Origin of the sequence: Mesorhizobium sp. M0815 (genome assembly GCF_040319995.1) — a bacterium.
In the GTDB taxonomy this organism is placed as follows: Bacteria; Pseudomonadota; Alphaproteobacteria; order Rhizobiales; family Rhizobiaceae; genus Mesorhizobium.
The window spans coordinates 14,806-39,077 of record NZ_JAMYOU010000004.1; the positions used below are offsets into that span (position 1 = coordinate 14,806).

A 24,272-nucleotide genomic window follows, 5' to 3' on the forward strand; every position below is an offset into this window, starting at 1 on the left:
GCTTTTTGGGATCATGCTCATAGTCCGAGGAACCAGCTTTCCGGGTTCTTGACCGCCTCGCCGCGCTGCAGCGCCTGCAGGCCGAGAATGCAGCGGGCAATGAACCAGACGGCGACAGCGACCATCAGCACGACGCCGACGACCACGACCATCAGCAGCGCCGAGATCAGTGCATAGAGCAGGCCGATCCAGAAGGTGCGGATCAGGAATGCGTAATGGCTTTCGACGAAGCCGCCGGCCTTGCCGCGGTTGATATAGGCCAGGACGATGCCGACAATGCCGCTGACGCCGATAACGAGGCCGGCGAGATAGAGGATATAGATGACCAGCGCGTTGGTCGGACCGGGCTCCAGCCAGCGGTCGGTCTGGCGTGACGTACCGTTTTGGCCTGCATCGCTCATTGCGCTCCTCCCTCGGTTGCTGGGGCGAGAGTAGCAGAGCCTGCGCCCGGCGCCATACGCCCGGGATTGAGGATATTCTTCGGGTCGAATTCGGCCTTCAGCCGCGCCGACAGTGCTGCAAGAGGCGGCGCTTGCGGTTCGAACACGGGTATCGCCGCGCGATGCGCAGGGGTTGCGCGAGCCAGCGTGGCATGGCCGCCGCCATGCTTTGTGATCAGCCCGCGCAACAGGCCGGCCTCTGGATCGTCCTGCTGCATGCGCAGCCAGATCAGCCCGCCCTGCCAATCGTAGAAGGCATCGACCGCGGCCTGCATGCGCAGCGCCAGCACCATAAGGTGGCCCTGCGACGGCGCCATCGAGACGCGCCACACCGGCCTTTCGCTGCCATCGGCGAACGGCGCGCAATCGCGGATGTCACGCCAGACAGAATACGAGACCGAACCGGAAATCTCCTGCAGCGGACCGGCGTTTTTCAGCAGGTCTTTCAGCGCCGCGATGCGGTAGGCGACCGACGGGCCGAAACCCTCGATGCGCAGCAGCGTCGCCGCATCGCTGCCGAGACTGCCGCCGGCGACCCGCGCGGCGACCCGTTCAGGGAGATGGGCCGCACTCGACACCTCCGCGCTGGAACCCAGTGCCAGCGCCATGGCGGCGGTGGCATGATCGTCGAGCAGGCCACGGATGGCGAGCGTGACTTCGGTCTCGGCAGCGGGAAGCACCTTGAAGGTGACGTCGGTGAACACCGCCAGCGTGCCCCAGCTGTTGGCCATCAGCTTGGACAGATCATAGCCGGTGACATTCTTGACCACACGGCCGCCCGACTTGAAGGCCTCGCCACGGCCGGAAACGGCCGCGATGCCAAGGATGTGATCGCGCGCAGCCCCGGCCTTCAGCCGCCGCGGGCCGGAAAGGTTCGCGGCCAGCACGCCGCCGATCGTGCCTCGTCCTGGTTCACCGCCGAGCAGCGGGCCGTAGTCCATCGGCTCGAAGGCCAGTTGCTGGCCGTTTTCGGCAAGCAGGCTTTCGATCGCGGCCAGCGGCGTGCCGGCTTTCGCCGACAGCACCAGTTCGGCCGGCTCATAGAGCGTGACGCCGGACAGGTTCGACAGGTCGAGCGTATGCTCGCTCTGCTGCGGCCGGCCGATGCCGCGCTTGGAACCATGGCCGAGGATCTCGAGCGGCGAGTCTTCCGCTGCGGCCCAGGCGATGGTGGAGAGGGTTTCCGCTGATGTGGTCGGGGTGAAGGTGGTCATGCGGCAGAACCACCAGTCGTAAATGACGAGAAGCCGCGATCCTTCCCACCCCCCTCTGTCCTGCCGGACATCTCCCCCGCAAGGGGAGAGATCGGATGTCGCTTAGGCTTTCGCCAACCATCAACGCTTGAAGGCGAGCAGGACGTTGAAGCAGCCAATCTCCCCCCTTGCGGGGGAGATGTCCGGCAGGACAGAGGGGGGTGTCCAAGCGCCAACATACCCCTCAAAACCTCGGAATGTCCGGAAACGCCGTCTGCCCGCGATGCACGTGCATCCTTCCGAGTTCGGCGCATCGCCTCAGCTGCGGAAACACCTTGCCTGGGTTGAGCAGGTGATTGGGGTCGAAGGCGCATTTGACGCGCATCTGCTGGTCGAGATCGATCTGGTTGAACATTTCCGGCATCAGGTCGCGCTTCTCGACGCCGACCCCGTGCTCACCGGTCAGCACGCCGCCGACCTTGACGCAGAGCCGCAATATGTCGGCGCCGAAACTCTCCGCGTTGTCGAGCTCGCCGGGCACGTTGGCGTCGTAGAGGATCAGCGGATGCAGATTGCCGTCGCCGGCGTGGAAGACATTTGCAACGCCGAGCCCGTATTTCTCCGACAGTTCGCGCATGCCGGCGAGGACGCGCGGCAATTCCTTGCGCGGGATGGTGCCGTCCATGCAGTAATAGTCGGGCGAGATGCGGCCGACCGCCGGGAAGGCTGCCTTGCGGCCGGCCCAGAAACTCAGCCGCTCCTGCTCCGATTGCGAAATGCGGCATGTGGTCGAGCCGTTCCTATAGGCAATGGCTTCGACCAGGCCGATCAGATGGTCGACCTCGACACCCGGCCCGTCCAGCTCGACGATCAGCAGCGCCTCGACATCCAGGGGATAGCCGGCCTGGACGAAATCCTCGGCGGCGTGGATGGCCGGGCGGTCCATCATCTCCATGCCGCCCGGGATGATGCCGGCGCCGATGATGTCGGCGACACATTGGCCGGCTTGCTCGCTGGTCGGGAAGCCGATCAGCAGGGCACGCGCCGTCTCGGGCTTCTTCAAAATGCGGACGGTGACCTCGGTGACGACACCGAGCAATCCTTCGGAGCCGGTCATCACGCCGAGCAGGTCGTAGCCTTCCGCGTCGAGATGGCTGCCGCCGAGGCGCACCACCTCGCCATTCATCAGCACCATCTCGATACCAAGCACATTATTGGCGGTGAGACCGTATTTTAGGCAGTGCACGCCGCCGGAATTTTCCGCGACATTGCCGCCGATCGAGCAGGCGATCTGGGAGGATGGATCGGGGGCGTAATAGAAGCCCTCCTGCTCGACGGCGGTGGTGATGCCGAGATTGGTGACGCCGGGCTGAGCGACGACGATGCGGTTCTGGAAATCGATCTCGAGGATGCGGTTGAAGCGGCTCATCACCAGCAGCACCGCGTCTTCCAGCGGCAGCGCGCCGCCGGAGAGCGAGGTGCCGGAGCCGCGCGGCACGACGCGGATATTGCGGTCACTGCAATATTTCAGCACGCGCGAGACCTGCGCCACGGTTTGCGGCAGCACCACGACCAGCGGCAATTGCCGGTAGGCGGTGAGCCCATCGCTCTCGAAGGCGCGCATCGCATTGGCTGCGTCGACGACGCCCTCGCCCGGCACGATGATGCGCATATCGGCGACGATCTCATCGCGCCGGCGCAGCGTGGCGTCGTCTGGTTTCGGCATCGCAAGACCGGACATCGACAGCCTCCTTCGACCGACTGGTAAAAATCTTTTACCAGCGACGGCTATCGGTTGCAAATGCCGCTTTGGCCGGGATCGCGGGCCTATGGCCGGGACAGCCTTTCGCAGCGGCAATCTGCCGCTGCGCGCCCCACACTACTCGCCCGGCTGCTTGCCCGGTTCGGAGTGCATGCGGCGGACACGGCGCACGCCCCACCAGACGAGCAGGACGGCGAGCGGCACCGAGGCGGCGGTGACCATTTCCGGCGCAAAGGCATGGCCGAAGATCGAGGCGCCCTTGGCGACGTAGCCGATGAGGCCGACGACATAGTAGGAAACGGCGGCGACCGAGAGTCCCTCCACCGTCTGCTGCAGGCGCAATTGCAGGCGGGCGCGATTGTTCATCGATGCCAAGAGATCGCGGTTCTGCTTCTCGACCTCGACGTCGACCCAGGTGCGCAGCAGCGTGGTGGCACGGGTCAGCTTGCGCGACAGATTGGCCTGGCGCTCCTCGACCGAACGGCAGGTGCGCATGGCCGGCGCGACGCGCCGCTGCAGGAACCCGCCCCAGGTGTCGTAGCCGGGCACGGCTTCTTCCTCGAGCGCCTCCAGCCGCTCGCCGACGATGCCGTCATAGGCACGGCTGGCGCCGAACCGATAGAGGCTGGAGGCGGCATCCGCCTCCAGTTCGGCGGCAAGTTCGGTCAGGTCGGCCAGCAAGGTCTGGCTGTCGCGGGTTTCGGCGACCTTCATTTCCAGCGTGGTCTGGGCCAGCCTGTCCTCGATGCGGCGGGCACGCCCCGAAAGCATCAGCGCCAGCGGCAGCCCAAGCATGGCCAGCGTGCGGTAGGTCTCGATATCGATCAGCCGCTGCGACAGCGCCCCGGTGCGCGCCGGTGTCAGCCCGCGATCGAGCACCAGCATGCGGGTCAATCCGTCGCCATCCTGGCGGAAATCGGTGACGATGGCCGCGTTGCCGCGCTCGACCAGCGAATAGCACAGGCTGGTCGGGTCGAAGCCGGCGATCAGCCGCTCGTTCGCCGGTGTCCATTTGCGGATTTCGAGCCTGATGCCGGAAATCACCGTGCCCGGCGGCGAAAACCCGTTGCCGAAGGGGGTATCTTCTTGCCCCCTGCCGTTTTCGGCGAGCGGCCCTTCCCAGAGATAGGTCGAGAACTCCGTGTGCCGTTCCCAGCGCAGCGAGCCCTTGCCCCACTTCATCGCGTGATGGCGGGCATGGCGGTCGGGCGCGGCAATACCAAGGCGCTGCGACAGTTCCGAAAGCACTGCCAGATCGACGCTCGATCCGCCTTCGGTCATGAAGGAAAGCTGCACCAGCACGCGCGGCTTTTCGACCAGCGGATGCGGTCGGGCGTGGACCTCGCCGAGCGCGCCGGGCCGACCTTCGTGCGCCGGAAAGCCCATGACGCTGCCGCCCATGGCTTTGGCGCGCAGCTGGAATTCGAGATTGGACGGGTCGGCGTCTGGCACGGCTGGTCCCCCGGGCTTCTCTGAGCCCTTTGGCAATGATGTCCCTCTAGAGCGGTTTTATCGTTTCACGGAAACGCCGAACCGCTCTATCCCTTTGATTCTGCGCAATTCCGGACGGAAAACCGTTTCACACTTTTCCTGGAATTGCTCTAGAGGCAATCGCCAGGGGACGCAAACAGCCAGTTTAGCAGAAGGTGATATGAAGCCGCGGCTGTGAAACCGACCCGGCCGGGCGAATTGGATAAATAATTTGACCAGTTGGCGACGCTGGCTTTATCTTGCGCGACATCGGTTCAACCCCCAGGCACCCCGTTTGAGCGACATTTTCTCCCGGATCGAGCATTCGCGCACCGCCGACGAGGTGGTGCAGCAGATCGAGAGCCTGATCCTCGAAGGCGTGCTGCGCACCGGCGACCGGCTGCCGGGCGAGCGCGAGCTGGCGCGCCAGTTCGAGGTGTCGCGGCCGATCCTGCGCGATGCCTTGAAAGCCTTGGAAGGGCGCGGGCTATTGACGACACGGCCAGGCGGCGGCACCCATGTCGCCGACGTCATCGGCCAGCTGTTCACGAAGCCGGTGGCCGACCTGATCTCGATGCATCGCAAGGCGGTGACCGACTATCTGGAGTACCGCCGCGAGATCGAGGCGGTGGCGGCGGAATATGCGGCGCGGCGCGCCACATCGGACGATCTGGCGCTGCTCGACCGCATCATGGCACGGATGGACGAGGCGCACCGGACCGGCAATTTCGACGACGAGGCGGAAATCGACGTTGAGTTCCATCACGCGATCTGCGAATGCGCGCACAACATCATCCTGCTGCACACGCTGCGCGCCTGTTACCGGCTGCTGTCGGAAGGCGTGTTCCAGAACCGGCGGCTGGTGTTCAGCGTGCCGGGTGCGCGCGAGGCGCTGCTTTCGCAGCACCGGGCAATCTACACCGCGGTCAAGGCCGGCGATCCGGCCGCGGCGCGGCAGGCGGCGATGGACCACATCTCCTATGTCGAACGGTCGATGGCCGAGGCCGAGCGCAGCGGCGACTGGCAGCGCGTGTCGCGGCTGAGGCTCAGGCAGCGCTCCGAGCCCGGTGATGGCGAGCCGGCAAGAAAACAGCCGTAGGCCGCGGCCAGAAAATTCAACGAAGAACCAGCGAAGAACCAGCGGAAAAAGATCCATGAGCAGCATCCTCACCATCGCCGACCTCAAGGACCTGGCGCGCCGCCGTGTGCCGAAGATGTTCTTCGACTACGCCGATTCCGGCGCCTGGACCGAAAGCACCTACCGAGCCAACGAAGAGGATTTCCAAAAGATCAAGTTCCGCCAGCGCGTGCTGGTCGACATGGACAACCGCTCGCTGGAATCGACCATGATCGGCGAGAAGGTGGCGATGCCGGTGGCGCTGGCGCCGACCGGCATGACCGGCATGCAGCATCCGGACGGCGAGATGCTGGCGGCGCAGGCGGCGGAAGAATTCGGCGTGCCGTTCACGCTGTCTACGATGAGCATCTGCTCGATCGAGGATGTCGCGTCGGTGACCAGGAAGCCGTTCTGGTTCCAGCTCTATGTGCTGCGCGACAAGGATTTCGTCTTCGATTTGATCGACCGGGCAAAGGCGGCGAAATGTTCGGCGCTGGTGCTGACGCTCGACCTGCAGATCCTGGGCCAGCGCCACAAGGATATCCGCAACGGGCTTTCGGCGCCGCCGCGGATGACGCCGAAGCACCTCTGGCAGATGGCGACAAGGCCGCGCTGGTGCGTCGGCATGGCCGGGACCAAGCGCCGGAGCTTCCGCAACATCGTCGGCCATGCCAAGGGCGTCGGCGACCTCGCCTCGCTTTCGTCGTGGACGAAGGAGCAGTTCGATCCGCATCTGTCGTGGAAGGACGTCGCCTGGATCAAGGAGCGCTGGGGCGGCAAGCTGATCCTGAAAGGCATTCTCGACAAGGAAGATGCGATGATGGCGGCCAGGTCGGGTGCCGATGCGATCATCGTTTCCAACCATGGCGGCCGCCAGCTCGACGGCGCCTCGTCATCGATCATGGCGCTCGAAGAGATCGCCGATGCCGTCGGCGACACGATCGAGGTGCATATGGACGGCGGCATCCGTTCCGGCCAGGACGTGCTCAAAGCACTGTGCCTCGGCGCCAAGGGCACCTATATCGGCCGGCCTTTCCTGTACGGCCTCGGCGCACTCGGCAAGGAAGGGGTTACCAAGGCGCTGGAAATCATCCGCAAGGAGATGGACATAACGCTGGCACTGTGCGGAAAGCGTCTGGTCACCGACATGGGCAAGGATCAGCTTCGGCGCTAAAGTCCCGTGACGGCATGACCACGGAGGCGACGCAGGCATTGACGGAGCCCGGCATCAATTTTTACGAGGCGCGCGGACCGCAAGGCATGCGCCTTTTTGCGATCGGCGATGTGCACGGCCGGCTCGACCTGCTGGCCGCCATGCACCGGCGGATCGAGGCGGAGCTCGGTCAAAGGCCGTCGGCCGATTGGCGCGTGATCCATCTCGGCGACTATGTCGACCGCGGCCCGGACTCCAAAGGCGTCATCGATTTCCTGATCGACGCGCAAAAACGCGATCCGCGTCACCTGATGCTGGCCGGGAATCATGATCTCGGCTTTCTCGATTTTCTCGATGTCCCCGATCCGGACGGGCTGTTCATGCGCTATGGCGGCATCCAGACGGCGCTGTCGTATGGTGTGTCACTCGGTGGGAGCAGCGCCTGGTTTGGCCGCGCCGATGCGGCATTGCGGCAAGGGCACGCCGCACTGGTCGAGGCGGTGCCGCAGAACCATGTCGAATTCCTGCGCTCGCTGCCCTTTTCAGTGACGTTCGGCGATTTCTTCTTCTGCCATGCCGGCATCCGGCCCGGCATTGCGCTGGAAAGCCAGAGCCCGCAGGACCTGATCTGGATCCGCGAGGTCTTCCACGATCACACCGGTCTTCATCCCAAGATCGTGGTGCACGGCCATACGCCGGTGCCCAAGCCCGAGATCACAGGCAACCGCGTCAATGTCGACACCCTCGCCTGGCAGTCGGGAAACCTCACCGCGCTCGTCGTGGACGGCGCGGACAAGCATATCCTGACAGTCACGGGTGAGCGGGCTTAGGGAAGGCGTGGGGTTATGAGCAGAGGGTCTAGCGAAGCGCGGCGGTGACGCCGTAGCCGTCGACGGCATTGTGGTTGTTGGCTGCGTCGGCGGAATAAATGCCGAGGCCGCACAAGACAATGGCCGACAACATGGCAAAGGACAAAAAGGCTGCTTTCACGGACGTCATCTCTTGTTGAGCTTCCTGCATCTATACACGAGCGGGTTACCAATGCGTTGAAACGCAAAATTCGTCGCAAATGTCTGACGGTTTCGCGCTTCTAGGCATGTTCTGTATCGGCGGTGTGTCGCGCGGGTCACAGGATAGGTTCATCGCGGTTGCACGGAAGATGCAGAGCGGCGCCTTTTAGGCTAGCGGATTGACACAGGCCAAGGATGAAACGCGTTATCCCCGGCGGATTTGGCGCCGCGTGCCAAATATGCAACGTCGCCAAATAGGCAACGTTGGCTGTATGAGTCATCAGATCGTCGCCACCCAGGCGCGGGCGATGGCCAGGCCGGCGGCATCGGCTTGCGGTCCGTTGCGGGCCATTTCATCGTCGAGCCGACCTGCCCATTCAGGATGCCGCTCGGCAATCAGCGGTGCGAAGGAGGTGCTCCAGTCGCGAACCATCGGCCGGTCGGCCTCGAAATGGAACTGGAAGCCATAGACGGCGCGGCCGATGCGGAACGCCTGGTTCTCGGCGACGGCGTTGCCGGCCAGCCGCACGGCCCTCTCAGGCAAGACAAAGGTGTCGTCGTGCCATTCGAAGATCGGGAATTTTTCGGGCAAGGCGGCGAGCACCGGATCGGCGTTCGCGGCCGCGGTGAGCGCGACCTCGTGCCAGCCGAACTCCGAGGCACCGCCGATCTGGTTCTCGCCGCCAAAGGCGCGCGCGACCAACTGGCCGCCAAGGCAGATGCCGAGCACCGCGCGATCCCTCTCGGCAAAATCGCGCGTCAGGTCGAGCAGGCCCGGAAAATAAGGACAGAGCTCGTCGTCCAGTGCATTCTGGGCGCCGCCGAGCACCACCATGGCGTCATGCCCGCCGCTATCTTGCGGCAGCGCGTCGCCGCGATAGGGCCGGCGCAGGTCGATATCGGCGCCGGCCTCGACAAGCGCCGCGCCGATCTGGCCAAGGCCCTCATTGTCGAAGTTCTGGACGACCAAGACCCGCATCGAAACCTGCTGACATGAAATAGATGCAGCGAGCGATATCATGGCGCCAGCATCGCAGCCAACAAGGAACGCCTATGCCACTGCAAAACCGGGTCGATCCGTTCGGCGCCATCCATGCCGTGCCGGAGCGCGGCCTGTTCATGGGCAATCGCGGCATCATTCACGACGCCGAGACGAGAACGCTGTTGAAGAAGCGCTGGGCGCTGCAAGCCTGGATCATCTGCGTCTGCGAATTCCGCAATGTGCGGCGCGAGCCGATGGGGCGCAACCGGCAAAGCGACGACCAATTGGGCGGCAAGGCCGGCTGGACCGAACTGTTTTTCCTCGACGAGGTGACGGCGCTGGCGGCCGGGCACCGGCCGTGCTTTTTCTGCCGGCGCGAGCGAGCCAGGGATTTTGTCCAGCGCTTCGGCGACGCCTTCGGCATTGCCGAGCCGCGCGCGCCGCAACTCGACAAGCGCCTGCACAAGGAGCGCCTGGCATCGGGCGGACCGGCGCCGAGACTGGAACCGGAGGCGCTTGCGGACTTGCCGGACGGCACGATGATCTCGTCAGGAAACAGGGCGTACGCCCTGTTTGACGGCGCCGCGCTGTCCTGGAGTTTCGGCGGCTATCGCGAACCGGTGGGGTTCGGCGGTTTTACCGACGGTCCAATCCACATGCTCACGCCGGCGACAACTGTTTCGGTGCTGCAGCAAGGCTACGAGCCTGTCTGGCATCCTTCCGCCGAGGCTTGACGCCGAGGGTGACGTTGCCGCATTCCTCGGCGATGCGCGCCAATTACAAGATGCAGCGGCTGTTCGTGCCGGACGAGCTTGGACCGGATACCGAGTTCGAGGTCGGCCCGCAGCAGAGCCATTATCTCTCCCATGTGCTGCGGCTCGGCGAAGGCGCCGAGGTTCTGGTGTTCAACGGCCGCGACGGCGAATGGTCGGCGGCGATCGCCGCGAAATCGAAGAAGGCGTTGCGCCTGAAGGTGCTGGAATTGCAGCGGCCGCAGCCGCCACTGCCCGATCTCGTCTATTGCTTCGCGCCGCTGAAGCAAGGACGGCTCGACTACCTCGTGCAAAAGGCGGTGGAGATGGGCGCTGGCACCCTGCAGCCGGTCATCACCCAGCATACGCAAGTGGCAAGACCCGGCATCGAGCGCCTGCGCGCCAATGTCGTCGAGGCGGCCGAACAATGCGGCATATTGGCGGTACCGGATGTGCGCGAAGCGGAAAAATTCGAGCGCCTGCTCGGCAACTGGGATCGTGAGCGGCGGCTGATCTTCTGCGACGAGGATGCCGCCACCAACAATCCCCTGCCGGCATTGCAGGCGGTGCGGGAGAACAAGCTCGCGCTGCTGGTCGGGCCGGAGGGCGGCTTTTCCGACGAGGAACGCGGGATGCTGAGAGCGCTGCCCTTCGTTACCGCCATTCCGCTCGGGCCGCGCATCCTGCGAGCGGATACGGCGGCGGTGGCGGCACTGGCGCTGATCCAGGCGACAATCGGCGATTGGTGATCAATTCCCGTTACCCTCTGGCTCAGGATTTTTCGCTTGATCGGCTACTGACATTTCGTCCATCTAGCGCCGGCGGTCGTCCGGCCGCTCTGCAGCGCAGCGCGTCCTTTCGGGCGCGCAAAGGACGCTGTAGCATATTGATTGGGCACATGATCCTTTCCGAAAATCGAAGCCGATTTTCGGGGTCATGTGCGGAGGGCTGTTATGGCGCGCGATACTACCGATTTCCGGCCGATAGAAAGCGTCGACGAACTCGTCGAGCATCTGGCCGAAGGCAACAAGCCGCGCGACAAATGGCGGATCGGCACCGAGCACGAGAAATTCCCGTTCTACATCGACGGCAATGCGCCGGTGCCCTATGGCGGCGAGCGCGGTATCCGCGCCATCCTCGAAGGCATGCAGGACAAACTCGGCTGGGACCCGATCATGGATGCCGGCCGCATCATCGGCCTGGTCGAGCCGACCGGCCAGGGCGCGATCTCGCTGGAGCCCGGCGGCCAGTTCGAGCTGTCCGGCGCGCCGCTGGAGACGATCCACCAGACCTGCCGCGAAGGCAATGCGCATCTGGCGCAGGTACGCGAGATCGCCGAACCGATGGGCATTCGTTTTCTCGGCCTTGGCGGCAGCCCGAAATGGTCGCTGGCCGAGACGCCGAAAATGCCGAAATCGCGCTACGAGATCATGACCCGCTACATGCCCAAGGTCGGTACCAAGGGCCTCGACATGATGTACCGGACCTGCACCATCCAGGTGAACCTCGACTTCGAGAGCGAAGCCGACATGCGCCGCAAGATGCAGGTGTCGCTGAAATTGCAGCCACTGTCGACGGCGCTGTTTGCCAACTCGCCCTTCACCGAAAGCCGGCCGAACGGCTTGCAGAGCTGGCGCGGTGAGATCTGGCGAGACACCGACAACCAGCGCTCCGGCCTGCTCGAATTCTGTTTCTCTCCCGATTTCGGCTTTGCCGATTACGTCGAATGGGCGCTCGACGTGCCGATGTATTTCGTCATCCGCGACGGCCAGTACCATGACATGACGCACATCACCTTCCGCCAGTTCATGGCAGGTGCTGCCCGTAACGAACTGCCGGACGGGCTGCCGACGATGGGCGACTGGGCGAACCATCTGTCGACGCTGTTCCCCGACGTGCGGCTGAAGCGCTTTCTTGAAATGCGCGGCGCCGATGGCGGGCCGTGGCGGCGCATCTGCGCGCTACCGGCCTTCTGGGTCGGGCTGCTCTACGATGCGGCTGCGCTCGACGCGGCCGAGGCGCTGACCTCGAGCTGGAGCTATGACGAAGTGCTGGCAATGCGCAACGCAGTGCCGGAACAGGGCATTTCGGCGCCCTTCCGTAACACGACGTTGCGCGAGATCGCCCGCGACGTGCTCGTCATCTCGCGCATGGGACTGAAGAACCGCGACCGCAAGAACCGCGACGGCTATGACGAGACCTCGTTCCTCAACACGCTGGACGAGGTCGTCGCGCGCGGCACGACCAGCGCCGAAGAGATGCTGTCGGCCTACCACACACGCTGGGGCGGCTCGATCGAGCCGGTGTTCATGGAATACGCGTATTAACGCTTCGCTATCCGCATGAGCCACGGTCCGGCAAATTCGCTTCAATCAGTGATGGAAACGAACTAGGCTTCTCCAAACGAGGATTTTCCCGGAGGAGAAAACAATGCCTTCCTTGTTCGATATTCTGGCACAGGCCCAGAACGGCAACGGCATGCAGGCGCTGGCCCAGCAGTTCGGGCTTTCGCAGCAGCAGACGCAGGCGGCGGTCGCGGCGCTGCTGCCGGCCTTTTCGCAGGGGCTGAAGCGCAACACAGCGGACCCTTACGGGCTCGGCTCCTTCATGACGGCGATGGCCAGCGGCCAGCACGCCAAATATTTCGAAGATGCAAGCCGGGCCTTCTCACCGCAGGGTCTCGATGAAGGCAACGGAATTCTGGGGCATTTGTTCGGCTCGAAGGATCTGTCACGCGCCGTCGCCAGCCAGGCCGCGCAAGCGAGCGGTGTCAGCCAGCAGGTCCTGCAGCAGATGCTGCCGGCAATCGCCTCGATGATGATGGGCGGGCTGTTCAAGCAGACCACCAACCAGCTAGGCGGACAGATGCATGCGGCAGGGGGTGGGCCCGGCGGCGGCAATCCGCTCGGCGAACTCATCGAGCAGATGATGCGGCAAGCGGGCGGCGGCAGCCAGGCGCCGGCCCCTCAGCCTGCAGGCCCAGCGGACAATCCGCTCGGCAAGGTGCTGCAGGATATGTTCGGCGGCGCACAGCAGCCGCAACAGACGCAGAGCCCTTACGGCGACAACCCGCTCGGCAAGGTATTGCAGGACATGTTCGGCGGCGGGCAGCAGCCGCAAACCCAGCCGCAGCAGACACAGAACCCTTATGGTGACAATCCGCTCGGCAAGGTGCTGCAGGACATGTTCGGCGGCGGCGCGCAACAGCCGCAGCAGCCGCAGAACCAGCCCCAGCAGACACAGAACCCTTATGGTGACAATCCGCTCGGCAAAGTACTGCAGGACATGTTCGGCGGTGGTGCGCAACAACCGCAGCCGCAGGCGCGTCAGGCGCCCCAGCAGCCCCAGGCGCCGCAGCCGCAGGCCAATCCGAGCGGCAGGCCGAGAAATCCGTTCGACGACCTGTTCGGCAAGATGTTCGAGACGGGTGCCCAGCAGCGCGACGACTACCAGAAAGGCATGGAGTCGATCTTCGACCAGTTCAAGCAGGGTATGGGCCGGCGGTAGACTAGACACCGGCATCCAATCATCAGTGCCGCCCAAAAAAGAAAGCCCGGTCCTGGGAGGACCGGGCAGCGCGCAGGCTGGCCGGGGGGATCCGGCAGGGAGTGGGGAGCCTGCGTAACTTGGTGGCTTCGTGCCTCAAAAAGGTTCAATGCGACCAAAATCGCGAATTTGTGCGATCAGGCCACCTTGCGGGCAATATCCTCGATCGTTTCGGCGCGCTCGACCGCGATGACGCGAAGCCTCTCGGTCGGATCGCGGCCAAAGGGCACACCGACAGCGACGTGCAGGTCGGCGCGGGTCAGACCGATGTCGGCGAGCTCGGCATCCGACATCTCGCCGAGGCGATAAAAGGCGCGACGGTTTTTCCAGGCGCGGTAAACATTGGCAGCGGCATTGGCCACGCGCGTCGCAACGGCCGGACGCGAGGTGATGCGCGAGGTCTCGGTAGCGAAATCAAACGTAGCCATGTCGGTCTCCTTCACATTCGAACGAGCGAAACCAGTCGATCGGGCGCTGGCGACAGCGGCCGTTCCGGCTTCGATTCACATGCCTTCATGTGGACAGTCGGAATTTGCCACGGCGCGATTGATTAATCCAACGAATGTTTCTAATCTTTAGCATCAACATCAATGATGGATTAGACCGATGAAAGCGCCGCTCGATCTCGATCAGTTGCAGACCTTCATCTCGATTGTCGACACCGGCAGCTTTACCCGCGCGGCGGAAGCCGTGCATCGCACCCAGTCTGCGGTGTCGATGCAGATGCGGCGGCTCGAAGAGCGGATCGGCAAGCCGCTGTTCGAAAAAGACGGCCGCACCAACCGGCTGACCGAGGAAGGCGACAGACTGCTCTCCTACGCAAGGCGGCTGCTCTATCTCAACAAGGAAACACTGGCCGCCTTCGACGACCGCCGGCTCGAAGGCACCATCCGCATCGGCACGCCGGACGACTATGCCGATCGCTTCCTGCCCGAGATCATGGCGCGGTTTGCCCGTTCCAACCCGCATGTCGAACTGACCGTTATCTGCGAACCGACGCCGGGACTGGTCGAACACATCAAGCGCGGCAATCTCGACCTGGCGCTGGTGACGCACAATGACGCGCGCGGCCAATCGGAAGTGGTGCGGCGCGAACCGCTGCTGTGGGTTACCTCGGCCAATCATGCGACGCATGAGCAGCCGATCCTGCCGATGGCCTTCGGCCGGCCGAACTGCATCTGGCGGCGGGCCGCCGCCGACGTGCTCGACCAGCAGAACCGCGATTACCGCATCCTGTTCACCAGCTTCTCGGCCACCGTTATCGCCGCGGCGGTGCTTTCCGGCCTGGCGATCTCGGTGCTGCCGGAATGCGCGCTGCGGCCCGGCATGCGGGTTCTGGGCGAGGCCGACGGTTTCGGCGCCCTGCCCGATTGCCGCATCGGCATCATGCGCGGCCAGACCTCGCGGCCGGAGATCGTCGACGCGCTCGCCCGCCATATTTCGGAAAGCCTCGACAATATTTCCGTGCCGCTCGGCGAGGAGACCGGCACGTTCGATTTCGCCGCCCTCGCCTTCGCGAAGATGAAGCGGACCAAGCCGAACCAGATCCTGCCGGGCTGGTAGGGCTTCGTGTCTCATAGCGCCATGGGGCCTGCCACCGCGGAGCCGATGCAAGTTAGGGCTCAATGACGACGGAATTCAGTGCGACGAGGATCATCGCCGCGGTACCGGCAGCGGCGAGATAGACGGCCATCCGCACACCCTCAGCGGTAGCGACGCGCAGCGCTTCTCCTGTCAAACCGCCGGTGCCGGCGTTTGCAACGGCTACCAGGACAGCCAGCCCCACCGCGCTACCGACCTGCTGACCCGTGGATGCAATGCCTGAGGCGATGCCTTGCTCATGCGCGGCAACGCCCTTGGCTGCGGCTGCGAACATTGTTGGAAAGGTGATGCCGCCGCCGAGGCTGAAGACAATCAGTCCGGGGACCAGGTCGGCATAAGTGCTGTCCGCCGACATGGCCATGCCCAGGCCCGCCGTACCAATCGCGCCGATCGCAAGGCTGACGACGAGTGTGTTTCGTGTACCCAGACGGGTCGCCATCCGACCGCTCAGCGCATTGCCCGACAAGACGGCCAACATCGGGACCATGAAGGCGAAACCAGTCTGCAGAACGCCGAAGCCCTGCACTGTCTGGAAGTAGAAAGACAGGAAATAGAGCAAAGAACCGAACGTGGCGGTGAACAGGAATGTGGTGACGACGCCGGTGCTGAGGTTGCGGTTGGCCAGCAGCCGCAGCGGCAGCAACGGGTCGCGGCTATGCGCCTCTATGGCCACGAAGAGCGCCAGCAACAGGATCCCAACGGCAGCGCTGACCAGAATACCCTGTGAGGCCCAGCCGTACTCTGGACCCTGGACGAGCGTGAAAACGAGCAGGGTGGTACCGACCGTCGCCGTCAATGCGCCCGGCAGATCGAACTTGCCGCCTGACTGGTACCCGCTGTCTCCTAGAATCACCGGAAAGGCCGCCACGATCGCGATGCCGGCCAAAGGCACGTTGACGAAGAACACCGCCTCCCAGCCGAATGCCTGGGTCAGCACGCCGCCAAGCAACGAGCCCAGAACCATGCCCCCGGCACCAGAGCCGGCCCATACGGACAAAGCGATATTGCGTTCGCGACCTTCGCTGAAGGTGGTGTTGACCAGCGACAGGGTGGCCGGGAAAAAGAAAAGCGCCGCCCAAGCCCTGCACGGCGCGCGCGGCAATCAGGATCTGAGGCGTCGTGGCGAAACCGCCGACCAGCGAAGACACTGCGTAGAGGACAAGCCCGAAAACGAACATTCGCCGCCGCCCAAGCAGGTCGGATGCCCTGCCTCCAAGCAAGAGGAAGCCGCCAAACGCAACCGCATACGCACTCACGACCCATTGCAGGGTCTGCGCCGAGAAGCCGAGGCCCAGGCCGACCTCGGGCAAAGCGACAAAAACGATATTGTAGTCGATCGAAATAACAAGCTGGGCAAAAGCCAGCAATGTCAAAACCAGACCAAACCGTGGTCGGGCCGATACGTCAGCCACGCTCGAGTGGTGGCTCATATTCAACTGGTCGGTCATGCCTATTCCTTTTCCAAATGGAGCCCAGCACCTGCTGATCAGCGCGGCAATTGGCAAGGTAATATCTGGACGAAACAGCCAAAATGGTATAGAATTGGAAGTATCGTCCTCTATTGGCAACGATGTGCGACTGTGCTGGATCTGAACGATCTTTATTATTTTGCGAAGGTGGTCGAGAAACAGAGCTTCACTGCCGCAAGCCACGCGCTTGGACGATCAAAGTCCAACATCAGCCGGCGCATCATCGAGCTCGAGAAGCAGCTGGGCGTCTGTCTTATCCAGCGAACCTCCCGCAGCTTCGCCGTCACTGATATCGGCCAGGAGGTCTATCAGTTTGCTGTGGGAATGCTGGTCGAGGCGGAATCGGCCGAAGGCGCCGCGGCGCGACGACTGGCCGAGCCCAGCGGTACGGTCCGCTTCACCTGCTCGATCGGCATGGCGCAGTCGTTCCTGGCGGAATTGCTACCCCGGTTCCTTTTAAAGTTTCCCAAGGTAAACATCATCCAGCACGCGACCAACAGGTATGTGGATCTTGTCGACGAGGGGTTTGACCTTGCACTTCGCGGCCATGTCGAGCCGCTGCCCGATTCCAGCCTGATCCAGCGTCGGTTCGCGCCGACGCCCTGGCACCTTTTCGCCGCACCCATCTATCTTGCCGGCGCAGGCATACTGACAAGCCCACAGGACCTTGCCGGCCATGGCGGCCTGGCATTGAACGGGCCGACCGGCGGGGCGGTCTGGAATCTGCGCAACACCGGCGGCGAGACTGTGCTGATGCCGTTCACGGCGCGCTTGCGCAGCGACGATCTGGGAACACTGAAACAGGCTGCCATCGCGGGCCTGGGGATCGTGGCGCTGCCGGCCTATTTCTGCCAGGCCGAAACAGGCAATGGCATATTGCAACGCATCCTGCCGCAATGGACGGCGGGAGAGGCTGGGATCACTTTGCTGTCGCCTTCGGGGCGCAGCCTGTTGCCGGCAGTTCGAGCGTTCAGCGATTATCTGGCTGCCGAATTTTTGGCCGTAGCGAGATGATGGGATCGCGTTATGACACGCGGCCGGATACAGGCGCCTTGACGGCGGCCAACAACCGTCCCCCAATCGGCCGATGAGCGACACAGCATCCGAATCACGCACCAACGCCACCGAGTATACGGTGAGCGAGATTTCCGGCGCGCTGAAGCGCACGGTCGAGGACGTCTTCGGCAATGTACGGGTGCGCGGCGAGATTTCCGGCTATCGCGGGCCGCATTCCTCCGGCCATGCCTATTTCTGCCTGAAGGACGATCGCGCGCGGCTCGACGCCGTGGTGTGGAAGACCACGATGAGCCGGCTGAAATTCCGTCCAGAGGAAGGCATGGAGGTGATCGCCACCGGCAGGCTGACCACCTATCCCGGAAAGTCCAACTACCAGATCGTCATCGACAATCTTGAGCCGGCCGGTGCCGGCGCGCTGATGGCGCTGCTGGAAGAGCGCAAGCGCCGGCTGCAGGCCGAAGGCCTGTTCGACGCCGGCCGCAAGCGCCTGCTGCCCTTCATGCCGCGCGTCATCGGCGTCGTCACCTCGCCGACAGGCGCCGTCATCCGCGACATCATCCACCGCATCAAGGACCGCTTTCCGCTGCATGTGCTCGTCTGGCCGGTGCGGGTGCAGGGCGAAATGGCGGGAGCGGAGGTGACCGCTGCTGTCAACGGCTTCAACGCACTGCCATGGGACGGCGCCATCCCGCGGCCCGACCTGTTGATCGTGGCACGCGGCGGCGGCAGCCTGGAGGATCTGTGGGGCTTCAACGACGAAGCGCTCGCCCGGGCCGTCGCCGCTTCGGCCATTCCGTTGATTTCCGCGGTCGGCCACGAGACCGACTGGACGCTGGTCGATCTGGCCGCGGATGTGCGGGCGCCGACGCCGACGGGCGCCGCCGAAATCGCCGTGCCGGTCAAGGTCGACCTCGAAGCGACGCTTGCCGGTCTCAGCGCACGGTTGAACACCGCGGTGTCGCGCAATTTCGAACGCAAGCGGCAAGCGGCGCGCGCGGCCGCCCGTGCGCTGCCCTCGCCCGACCAGTTGCTGGCGCTGCCGCGGCGGCGCTTCGACGAGGCGACGAGCCGGCTTGGCCGGGCGCTGTCGGTCAGCGTCGAGCGCAAGCGGGCCAGGCTTCTGGGGCAGCGGCTGACGACGGCCACCTTGTCGCGGCGCATGAACGAAGCCCGCACGCTGACCCGCCGCGACCTCGCCCGTGCGCAAGCGGCGTTCCTTGCCATCGTGCGCGAGCGTCGGGCGCGGTTTTCGCGCACGGCGGCCAGACTGTCACCGGCGCCGATCGCGAGGCGGCAGAAACTGCAAGGCGATGCCCTGCTGGCCCTGACGCGGCGGCAGGACCACGCGATTTCGAGACGACTGGACCGTCTGCGTGGAAAACTGACGCAGGCCGATCGGTTGCTGGCGACGCTCTCGCACAAGGCCGTGCTGGCGCGGGGCTTCGCACTGGTCAAGGATGTGGACGGCGCGGTGGTCAAGCATGCGACGGACGTGGTGTCGGGAATGGCGCTTTCGCTGGAGTTCGCCGACGGCACCGCGGATGCAGTCGCCATCAGTGGCACGGCGCGGCCGAAGACGGTTGCCAAGCCCGCGGCCAAGCTCAAGGCGCCGGGCGGCCAAGGTTCGCTTTTCTGAGGAAGAAATGACCGACCCTCATCTTGCGACGCCCTCGGGCAAACCGCGCGCCCGCGCCTTCGCGATCCCATTCGATGGCACGCCGGGCCGCTTCAACGCCATCACCGATGTGCCTGGCGTGACGGTCGGCTATACCACGCTGATCTCAGGGGACGGGCCGCCCGTTGTCGGCAAGGGTCCAGTACGCACCGGCGTGACCGCGATCCTGCCACGGCCCAGGGGCGAACTGGCCGTACCGGCGTTCGCCGGCGTGTTCAGCGCCAATGGCAATGGCGAACTGACCGGCTCGCATCTGATAGAGGAACTCGGAGCGTTCAATCTTCCCATCACCATCACCAACACGCATTCCTGCGGCGTCAGCCGCGACGCAACGCTGCGCTGGATGCAGAAGGTGCTGCCGCAATCGCTCGACAGCGCCTGGGCACTGCCGGTAGCGGGCGAGACTTATGACGGCTTTCTAAACGACATCAACGGCCACCATGTGAGCTTCGAGCATGTATTTTCGGCGCTCGAGATGGCTGAAAGCGGGCCGATCGAAGAGGGCAGCGTCGGCGGCGGCACCGGCATGATCACCTTTGGCTTCAAGGCGGGATCGGGCACATCCTCGCGCAGCGTCGACTGGAACGGAGAGCGTTTCACGATCGGCTGCTTCGTCCAGTCGAATTTCGGTGCGCGGCGGAACCTTGTCGTGCGTGGCGTCAGGGCCGGAGCGGAACTCGCCGAACCGGCGATCCGGGACAACACGCCGCGAGCGGAAAAGAGCTCGATCATCGCGATCGTCGCCACCGATGCGCCATTCATGCCGCATCAGTTGAAAAGACTGGCGAAACGCGTGCCGCTCGGCGTCGCGCTGACCGGCGGCTATGGATACAATTCATCCGGCGATATTGTTCTCGCCGTCAGCACGGCCAATGCCGATGCGGCGCGCGGCGCCGCCGGCAAGCTGGTCAGCGCCGGCTACATACCGGATGCCGACATCAACCCGTTCTTCGACGCCGTCGTTCAGAGCGTGGAGGAAGCCATCCTCAACGCGCTGGTCGCCAATGATGACATGACCGGGCGCGACGGCAATTTCGTGCCGGCGTTGCCGAAAGCATGGCTCGAGGAGAGATTTGGCAAGGCTGCGCGGCGATAAGACCGCGCAACTGCATCAGACAGGCAATAATCGCCCGGCAGGTTTTGCCGGGGGCGATCCGTCAGCCGGCAGGCTTGTTGGAATTCTGCTCGTCCTGATCGGCCTCGGCCGCCTCTTCGAGCCTCGAAGCAATGAGCTCCTGAATGTCGCCGACCTCTTCCTGGATATCCTCAAGGGGTATGCCGGCTTCGGCAGCTTTGGCCGCACATTCCCTCGCGAGGGTCTCGGCCTGCTTCTCGATTCTGGCTGGCGAGGGCTGGCAATGGACTTTTTCGCCAATCCACCCGCGCAAGAACTCGATCGCGTGTTCACTCATACTGCTGTTTCCCTAGCGGCTATGCCGATTGGTAATCATAAACGTCGGCATCTTCGAAAAGATGCGTGCTGCCATTCGAGCCGACTCGGCTTCGCCCGGCAAGCCGAACTTGTCCGAGGTCCACAGAGCTGAAGGGAATGGTGGTTCAAGGAGCACGTTCTGGTTCTTGAGGACTGATTCTCTCGACGAAACTCGTTTGACCCGCGCTATTGTTTCTATTTGCTTTTTTTCGGTTTTCAAGCCGTTTTAGATCACAATAGATAACACAATAGCTAGCACATTTACCGCGCACTCGCCGGCACCACGTAAAAGGCGAGCCGTCAAAGCCGCCGCTATATAGTGACAACCATTTGCAATGTCGACTCTGCCCGCGATCCTGCTTCTTTCCGCCGCGCTTGCTGGGAGATATGTGGTGTGGCGGGCCTTGTGGTGCAAACTGCCGAGCGCCTCATGCAAGGCATGCAATAGCGCCTTGTGGAACCCTGAATTGCTTGTCTCAGGGTGGCTCTCTACCGCTGGCGATAAAGGATCATGCCGGCATGGTAGAGAACGCCTTCGACGAACTCACCGTCCGCGGTGAAGCCCGTATCGTCCCAGTATTCTATGTGGTTGCCCTGCACTTCATAGCGTCCCCGATAGGCGCTCTCGCGGTCACCGCGCGCTTCGTCATAACGGCCGTTCGGCAGGAGTTCGTGCCTGATATGGCGATCCTCGGTGACCCACATTCCGACATAGGGGTGATCTTGGCGCGTCATTGATTCCTCCGCAAGGATTGGAGTTGAAGGAAGGGTCAGGCCGGTTGGGGCTACAGAAACGGCAATACCCGTAAGCACTGCGGCCAAAGTGGATCGCATCAATGCGCCGCCTTCGTCGGACGCACGACGATCTCGTTGACGTCGACATCGTCGGGCTGTTCGATGGCGTAGCGCACGGCCCTGGCGATCGCATCGGGCTGTAGCGCAATTGCGCGCCATGTTTTCATGGCGGCGGCAGCGGCTTCGTCCGTGATCGTGTTCGCCAGTTCGCTTTCCACCACACCGGGATGAATGCAGGTTACGCGGATGGCGTCACACTCCTGGCGGAGCCCATCGGAAATCGCGCGGACGGCGTATTTCGTTGCGCAATAAACGGCAGCCGTAGGCGAGACGGCCAGTGCGCCGATGGAACCGATATTGATGATATGCCCGGAGCCGCGTGCCGTCATCTCGGGCAGAACCGCCGCGATGCCGTACAGAACACCTTTGATGTTGACGTCCACCATCAGCTCCCACTCGTCAATTTTCATGGCTGCCATGGCCGAGAGCGGCATGACGCCCGCATTGTTGACGATGACGTCGACCTGGCCCCATTCGGCCCGCGCAGCATCGGCGAATGCTGCGACGTCCGCCCTCCTGGTGACGTCGAGCGCTCGTACGCGAACGATTCCACCAGCTGCCTCGATTTCGGCTGCGAGGACTTCAAGGCGGTCGGTGCGCCGTGCGCCAAGCATCAGCTTTGCACCTGCCGCGCCAAGTTCGCGGGCGATGCCAGCACCGATGCCGCTGGAGGCACCGGTGATCAGAACAACTTTGTTCATGGTCATCGAGATGATCCTTTTGGTTCTGTGATTATTTTCACGATGTGAAGGGATGGCGTGCGGGTGAGCTCCCGCGGTGCGCCAGCCTTATTTGGGGTCACTGGGCGGTGTAGCCGCCATCAACCAGAAGCAAGGCTCCGGTGATGAAGCTGGACGCCGGCGAGGCTAGGAAGGCGATGGCCTCGGCAACTTCTTGCGGCTGGCCGATCCGGCCGATCGGATGCGCGTTGCCAAAGCTGCGCAGCATCTCCCGGCCATTCTCCACCACACCTTCCATGATGTCGGTTTCGATCACGCCAGGGGCAACGGCGTTGCAGCGAATGCCCATGCGCCCGTATTCGATCGCGATCACCTTGGTCAGCTGTGCGACAGCGGCTTTGGAGGATGCATAGGCCGCCTGCGTCTCGAAGGCCGCAACCGCCGAGATCGATGAGACGTTGACGATCGCGCCACCACCGCCGGCGGCCATCAATTCCACCGCGGCACGGGCGGTGACGAAGCTGCCGCGCGCATTGATCTGCAGGATGCGGTCATAGTCGTCGACCGAGGTCTCCGTCAGACGTTTGTTGAGCGTGCGACCGGCGTTGTTCACGACGATGTCCAGTCGTCCGAAGCGCTTCGCCGCGAGTTCGACCGAGCGTCTGGCCAGAGCCTCGTCAGCGACATCACCGACCAGGGTTGCCACATCCTCGGCTTCCAATTCACGTACGGTGTCGCTGAGATCGCTTGCCACGATCCGGGCACCCCTGGCACGCAGCAGCTCCGCCGTGCAGCGGCCGATGCCGCGTGCCGCGCCCGTCACGAGGGCGACTTTTCCATCCAGGTTCCAGGAGGAAGGCAGTGATGTCATGGGTTATCTCCTTGGTCATCCGGCATCGGCTTGATCGGGAGGATCAAGCCTTTCTTGCCATTGCGACAGAGATAGAGCCATGGCATTGTCGCGATAACCCGCCCGCTGGTAACCTCGATGGTAAGTTTAGCTAACCAATGGACATCGATCTCAATGCAATTGCCGTCTTCGTCACAGTGGCCGAGGAACGCAATTTCCGCGCTGCGGCAGACCGCCTGGGCGTGACGCGCTCGGCGGTCAGCTAGAGCGTCCTCAGGCTTGAACAGCGCCTGGGGATCGCATTGCTGCAGCGCACGACACGTAGCGTAAATCTGACCGAGGCGGGCGAGCGCCTGCTGGCGAGCGTCGCACCGGCGATCGCCGACGTGAACGCGGCAATCGAAGCCACCACGGAGTTTCTGGACCGCCCACGCGGCCGGCTGCGGATCGCGGTTTCGTCGATCGCGGAGACGTTTCTGTCAGGGCCGTTGCTGGCGTCCTTTGCAGAAAGATTTCCCGAGGTGCATCTGGATATCGTGGTCACCGACGAGGAATTCGACATCGTTGCCGAAGGTTATGATGCGGGCGTGAGGCTCGGCGAAGTGATCGAGCAGGACATGATTGCCGTGCCGGTATCGGGCGATCAGCGACAGATGGCCGTCTGCGCCCCGCGCTATCTCGAAAAGTTCGGAGCACCCGCCCATCCGCGCGAGCTTGTGGCTCATCGTTGTATCGGCTGGCGGCCGGCGCCGGGAGTTTCGCCCTATCGGTGGGAGTTTGGCGAGGACGGGCGCGAGTTCGACGTGGCGGTTGCGCCCGAGATCACCACTAACGACATGTGGCTGATGATCCGGCTGGCCGTTGCAGGCGCCGGAATCACGTTCGGCATGGCGGACACATTCCGCCCCTGGATCGACCGCGGCGAGCTTGTGCCAATCCTCGACGACTATTTTCCGCCGTTTGCGGGCTTCTATCTTTATTTTCCCAGCCGACGGAATATCGCGCCGAAGCTGAGAGCCCTTGTGGATCACCTGCGCGGTGCGCGTCAGGCGGGATCGCAGGTGACCGCGCCAGGGTCGTAGAGATCGCTTGGCGCTATTGGTCAGAAACCTGGCTGAAAGCTGAATGGTACCGTTGGCTGGGATCGAACCAGCGACCTCCGGATCCACAATCCGGCGCTCTAACCATCTGAGCTACAACGGCACGCTTGCCCGAGCGATATCCAGACGGAACGTTCATTCTCCGGGACCCGCTCTGTCGTTCGGCG

Annotated in this window: 23 protein-coding genes, 1 tRNA gene and 2 pseudogenes; 13 read left to right on the forward strand and 13 right to left on the reverse strand. The window is 63.6% G+C overall.

The genetic code is table 11. The annotated features are described in order from the left end of the window. Positions 1-17: 17 nt before the first annotated feature. From NKI01_RS06990 to NKI01_RS07005, 4 genes are all read right to left on the reverse strand, one after another. A complete protein-coding gene (locus tag NKI01_RS06990; RefSeq protein WP_023716473.1) occupies positions 18-401 on the reverse strand; it encodes a DUF4870 family protein in 384 nt (127 codons plus the stop codon). Then, the gene (locus NKI01_RS06995; RefSeq protein WP_352482359.1) at positions 398-1,654 is read right to left on the reverse strand and encodes an FAD-binding protein; all 1,257 of its coding nucleotides are present in this window, start codon (positions 1,652-1,654) and stop codon (positions 398-400) included. The genes NKI01_RS06990 and NKI01_RS06995 overlap by 4 nt, the downstream gene beginning before the upstream one ends. Positions 1,655-1,877: 223 nt before the next feature. Next, positions 1,878-3,374, reverse strand: a complete 1,497-nt coding sequence (locus NKI01_RS07000; RefSeq protein ID WP_352962385.1) for an FAD-linked oxidase C-terminal domain-containing protein — start codon at positions 3,372-3,374, stop codon at positions 1,878-1,880. Between the two features lie 138 nt (positions 3,375-3,512). Further along, a complete protein-coding gene (locus NKI01_RS07005; protein WP_023716470.1) occupies positions 3,513-4,796 on the reverse strand; it encodes a DUF3422 family protein in 1,284 nt (427 codons plus the stop codon). Between the two features lie 364 nt (positions 4,797-5,160). Here NKI01_RS07005 and NKI01_RS07010 point away from each other — a divergent pair, with 364 nt between their 5' ends. From NKI01_RS07010 to NKI01_RS07020, 3 genes are read left to right on the forward strand one after another with little or no spacing between them, the layout of a single operon-like run. Further along, positions 5,161-5,964, forward strand: a complete 804-nt coding sequence (locus NKI01_RS07010) for a FadR/GntR family transcriptional regulator (protein WP_352482361.1) — start codon at positions 5,161-5,163, stop codon at positions 5,962-5,964. 55 nt (positions 5,965-6,019) lie between these two features. After that, entirely contained in the window at positions 6,020-7,156 is a 1,137-nt protein-coding gene (locus NKI01_RS07015; RefSeq protein ID WP_023716468.1) for an alpha-hydroxy acid oxidase, read from the forward strand. A 38-nt stretch (positions 7,157-7,194) separates the two neighbouring features. Next, on the forward strand, positions 7,195-7,965 hold the full coding sequence (locus NKI01_RS07020; RefSeq protein WP_352791198.1) for a metallophosphoesterase family protein: 771 nt from the start codon (positions 7,195-7,197) through the stop codon (positions 7,963-7,965). A 28-nt stretch (positions 7,966-7,993) separates the two neighbouring features. Here the strand turns inward: NKI01_RS07020 and NKI01_RS07025 are convergent, their stop codons facing one another. Next, positions 7,994-8,134, reverse strand: a complete 141-nt coding sequence (locus NKI01_RS07025) for a hypothetical protein (RefSeq protein WP_023716466.1) — start codon at positions 8,132-8,134, stop codon at positions 7,994-7,996. Between the two features lie 291 nt (positions 8,135-8,425). Next, entirely contained in the window at positions 8,426-9,124 is a 699-nt protein-coding gene (locus NKI01_RS07030; protein WP_023716464.1) for a type 1 glutamine amidotransferase, read from the reverse strand. Positions 9,125-9,198: 74 nt separating this feature from the next. Here NKI01_RS07030 and NKI01_RS07035 point away from each other — a divergent pair, with 74 nt between their 5' ends. From NKI01_RS07035 to NKI01_RS07050, 4 genes are all read left to right on the forward strand, one after another. Continuing rightward, the gene (locus NKI01_RS07035) at positions 9,199-9,861 is read left to right on the forward strand and encodes a hypothetical protein (RefSeq protein ID WP_352482363.1); all 663 of its coding nucleotides are present in this window, start codon (positions 9,199-9,201) and stop codon (positions 9,859-9,861) included. Positions 9,862-9,893: 32 nt separating this feature from the next. Continuing rightward, positions 9,894-10,628, forward strand: a complete 735-nt coding sequence (locus NKI01_RS07040) for a 16S rRNA (uracil(1498)-N(3))-methyltransferase (protein ID WP_352791199.1) — start codon at positions 9,894-9,896, stop codon at positions 10,626-10,628. Positions 10,629-10,832: 204 nt separating this feature from the next. Further along, on the forward strand, positions 10,833-12,206 hold the full coding sequence (locus tag NKI01_RS07045) for a glutamate--cysteine ligase (protein WP_023716461.1): 1,374 nt from the start codon (positions 10,833-10,835) through the stop codon (positions 12,204-12,206). A gap of 103 nt (positions 12,207-12,309) precedes the next feature. Beyond that, entirely contained in the window at positions 12,310-13,386 is a 1,077-nt protein-coding gene (locus NKI01_RS07050) for a DUF937 domain-containing protein (RefSeq protein WP_352962388.1), read from the forward strand. Positions 13,387-13,562: 176 nt separating this feature from the next. On the opposite strand, the gene NKI01_RS07055 is transcribed toward NKI01_RS07050, so the two are convergent. Further along, entirely contained in the window at positions 13,563-13,853 is a 291-nt protein-coding gene (locus NKI01_RS07055; RefSeq protein WP_023716459.1) for a DUF1127 domain-containing protein, read from the reverse strand. 178 nt (positions 13,854-14,031) lie between these two features. Here NKI01_RS07055 and NKI01_RS07060 point away from each other — a divergent pair, with 178 nt between their 5' ends. Further along, positions 14,032-14,988, forward strand: a complete 957-nt coding sequence (locus NKI01_RS07060) for a LysR substrate-binding domain-containing protein (protein WP_023716458.1) — start codon at positions 14,032-14,034, stop codon at positions 14,986-14,988. 52 nt (positions 14,989-15,040) lie between these two features. Here NKI01_RS07060 and NKI01_RS07065 read toward each other — a convergent pair whose 3' ends face one another. Continuing rightward, positions 15,041-16,129, reverse strand: coding sequence for an MFS transporter (locus tag NKI01_RS07065; protein WP_352962391.1), 1,089 nt, complete (start codon positions 16,127-16,129; stop codon positions 15,041-15,043). Between the two features lie 10 nt (positions 16,130-16,139). Next, positions 16,140-16,475, reverse strand: a pseudogene (locus NKI01_RS07070) (MFS transporter); the annotation flags it as partial. Positions 16,476-16,607: 132 nt separating this feature from the next. On the opposite strand from NKI01_RS07070, the gene NKI01_RS07075 reads away from it, so the two are divergent. The 4 genes from NKI01_RS07075 to NKI01_RS07090 all read left to right on the forward strand — a co-directional run bounded on the left by NKI01_RS07075 (position 16,608) and on the right by NKI01_RS07090 (position 20,732). Further along, entirely contained in the window at positions 16,608-17,510 is a 903-nt protein-coding gene (locus tag NKI01_RS07075; RefSeq protein WP_352855325.1) for a LysR substrate-binding domain-containing protein, read from the forward strand. 73 nt (positions 17,511-17,583) lie between these two features. Next, complete coding sequence (gene xseA / locus NKI01_RS07080) at positions 17,584-19,149, forward strand: exodeoxyribonuclease VII large subunit (RefSeq protein WP_352547833.1); 1,566 nt, start codon at positions 17,584-17,586, stop codon at positions 19,147-19,149. Between the two features lie 7 nt (positions 19,150-19,156). Beyond that, positions 19,157-20,284, forward strand: coding sequence for a DmpA family aminopeptidase (locus tag NKI01_RS07085; protein WP_352547835.1), 1,128 nt, complete (start codon positions 19,157-19,159; stop codon positions 20,282-20,284). After that, positions 20,262-20,732: a hypothetical protein gene (locus tag NKI01_RS07090; protein WP_352962394.1), complete on the forward strand. Its 471-nt coding sequence runs from the start codon at positions 20,262-20,264 to the stop codon at positions 20,730-20,732. The genes NKI01_RS07085 and NKI01_RS07090 overlap by 23 nt, the downstream gene beginning before the upstream one ends. Before the next feature lie 377 nt (positions 20,733-21,109). Here NKI01_RS07090 and NKI01_RS07095 read toward each other — a convergent pair whose 3' ends face one another. From NKI01_RS07095 to NKI01_RS07105, 3 genes are all read right to left on the reverse strand, one after another. Next, the gene (locus NKI01_RS07095) at positions 21,110-21,454 is read right to left on the reverse strand and encodes an Atu4866 domain-containing protein (protein WP_352547836.1); all 345 of its coding nucleotides are present in this window, start codon (positions 21,452-21,454) and stop codon (positions 21,110-21,112) included. Continuing rightward, positions 21,454-22,182, reverse strand: a complete 729-nt coding sequence (locus NKI01_RS07100) for an SDR family oxidoreductase (RefSeq protein ID WP_352547838.1) — start codon at positions 22,180-22,182, stop codon at positions 21,454-21,456. Before NKI01_RS07100 ends, NKI01_RS07095 begins: the two co-directional genes overlap by 1 nt. A 91-nt stretch (positions 22,183-22,273) precedes the next feature. Then, a complete protein-coding gene (locus NKI01_RS07105; protein ID WP_352547840.1) occupies positions 22,274-23,026 on the reverse strand; it encodes an SDR family NAD(P)-dependent oxidoreductase in 753 nt (250 codons plus the stop codon). A 137-nt stretch (positions 23,027-23,163) separates the two neighbouring features. On the opposite strand from NKI01_RS07105, the pseudogene NKI01_RS07110 reads away from it, so the two are divergent. After that, positions 23,164-24,087, forward strand: a pseudogene (locus NKI01_RS07110) (LysR family transcriptional regulator). 44 nt (positions 24,088-24,131) lie between these two features. Here NKI01_RS07110 and NKI01_RS07115 read toward each other — a convergent pair. Further along, positions 24,132-24,208: transfer RNA gene (locus NKI01_RS07115), tRNA-His, on the reverse strand. Positions 24,209-24,272 lie beyond the last annotated feature (64 nt).

Coding starts and splice junctions, on each gene's coding strand:
- NKI01_RS06990 (WP_023716473.1), bottom strand. CDS start 401: ATGAGCGATGCAGGCCAAAACGGTACGTCACGCCAGACCGACCGCTGG.
- NKI01_RS06995 (WP_352482359.1), bottom strand. CDS start 1,654: ATGACCACCTTCACCCCGACCACATCAGCGGAAACCCTCTCCACCATC.
- NKI01_RS07000 (WP_352962385.1), bottom strand. CDS start 3,374: ATGTCCGGTCTTGCGATGCCGAAACCAGACGACGCCACGCTGCGCCGG.
- NKI01_RS07005 (WP_023716470.1), bottom strand. CDS start 4,796: ATGGGCGGCAGCGTCATGGGCTTTCCGGCGCACGAAGGTCGGCCCGGC.
- NKI01_RS07015 (WP_023716468.1), top strand. CDS start 6,020: ATGAGCAGCATCCTCACCATCGCCGACCTCAAGGACCTGGCGCGCCGC.
- NKI01_RS07025 (WP_023716466.1), bottom strand. CDS start 8,134: ATGACGTCCGTGAAAGCAGCCTTTTTGTCCTTTGCCATGTTGTCGGCC.
- NKI01_RS07030 (WP_023716464.1), bottom strand. CDS start 9,124: ATGCGGGTCTTGGTCGTCCAGAACTTCGACAATGAGGGCCTTGGCCAG.
- NKI01_RS07035 (WP_352482363.1), top strand. CDS start 9,199: ATGCCACTGCAAAACCGGGTCGATCCGTTCGGCGCCATCCATGCCGTG.
- NKI01_RS07040 (WP_352791199.1), top strand. CDS start 9,894: ATGCGCGCCAATTACAAGATGCAGCGGCTGTTCGTGCCGGACGAGCTT.
- NKI01_RS07045 (WP_023716461.1), top strand. CDS start 10,833: ATGGCGCGCGATACTACCGATTTCCGGCCGATAGAAAGCGTCGACGAA.
- NKI01_RS07050 (WP_352962388.1), top strand. CDS start 12,310: ATGCCTTCCTTGTTCGATATTCTGGCACAGGCCCAGAACGGCAACGGC.
- NKI01_RS07055 (WP_023716459.1), bottom strand. CDS start 13,853: ATGGCTACGTTTGATTTCGCTACCGAGACCTCGCGCATCACCTCGCGT.
- NKI01_RS07060 (WP_023716458.1), top strand. CDS start 14,032: ATGAAAGCGCCGCTCGATCTCGATCAGTTGCAGACCTTCATCTCGATT.
- xseA (WP_352547833.1), top strand. CDS start 17,584: ATGAGCGACACAGCATCCGAATCACGCACCAACGCCACCGAGTATACG.
- NKI01_RS07085 (WP_352547835.1), top strand. CDS start 19,157: ATGACCGACCCTCATCTTGCGACGCCCTCGGGCAAACCGCGCGCCCGC.
- NKI01_RS07095 (WP_352547836.1), bottom strand. CDS start 21,454: ATGCGATCCACTTTGGCCGCAGTGCTTACGGGTATTGCCGTTTCTGTA.
- NKI01_RS07100 (WP_352547838.1), bottom strand. CDS start 22,182: ATGACCATGAACAAAGTTGTTCTGATCACCGGTGCCTCCAGCGGCATC.
- NKI01_RS07105 (WP_352547840.1), bottom strand. CDS start 23,026: ATGACATCACTGCCTTCCTCCTGGAACCTGGATGGAAAAGTCGCCCTC.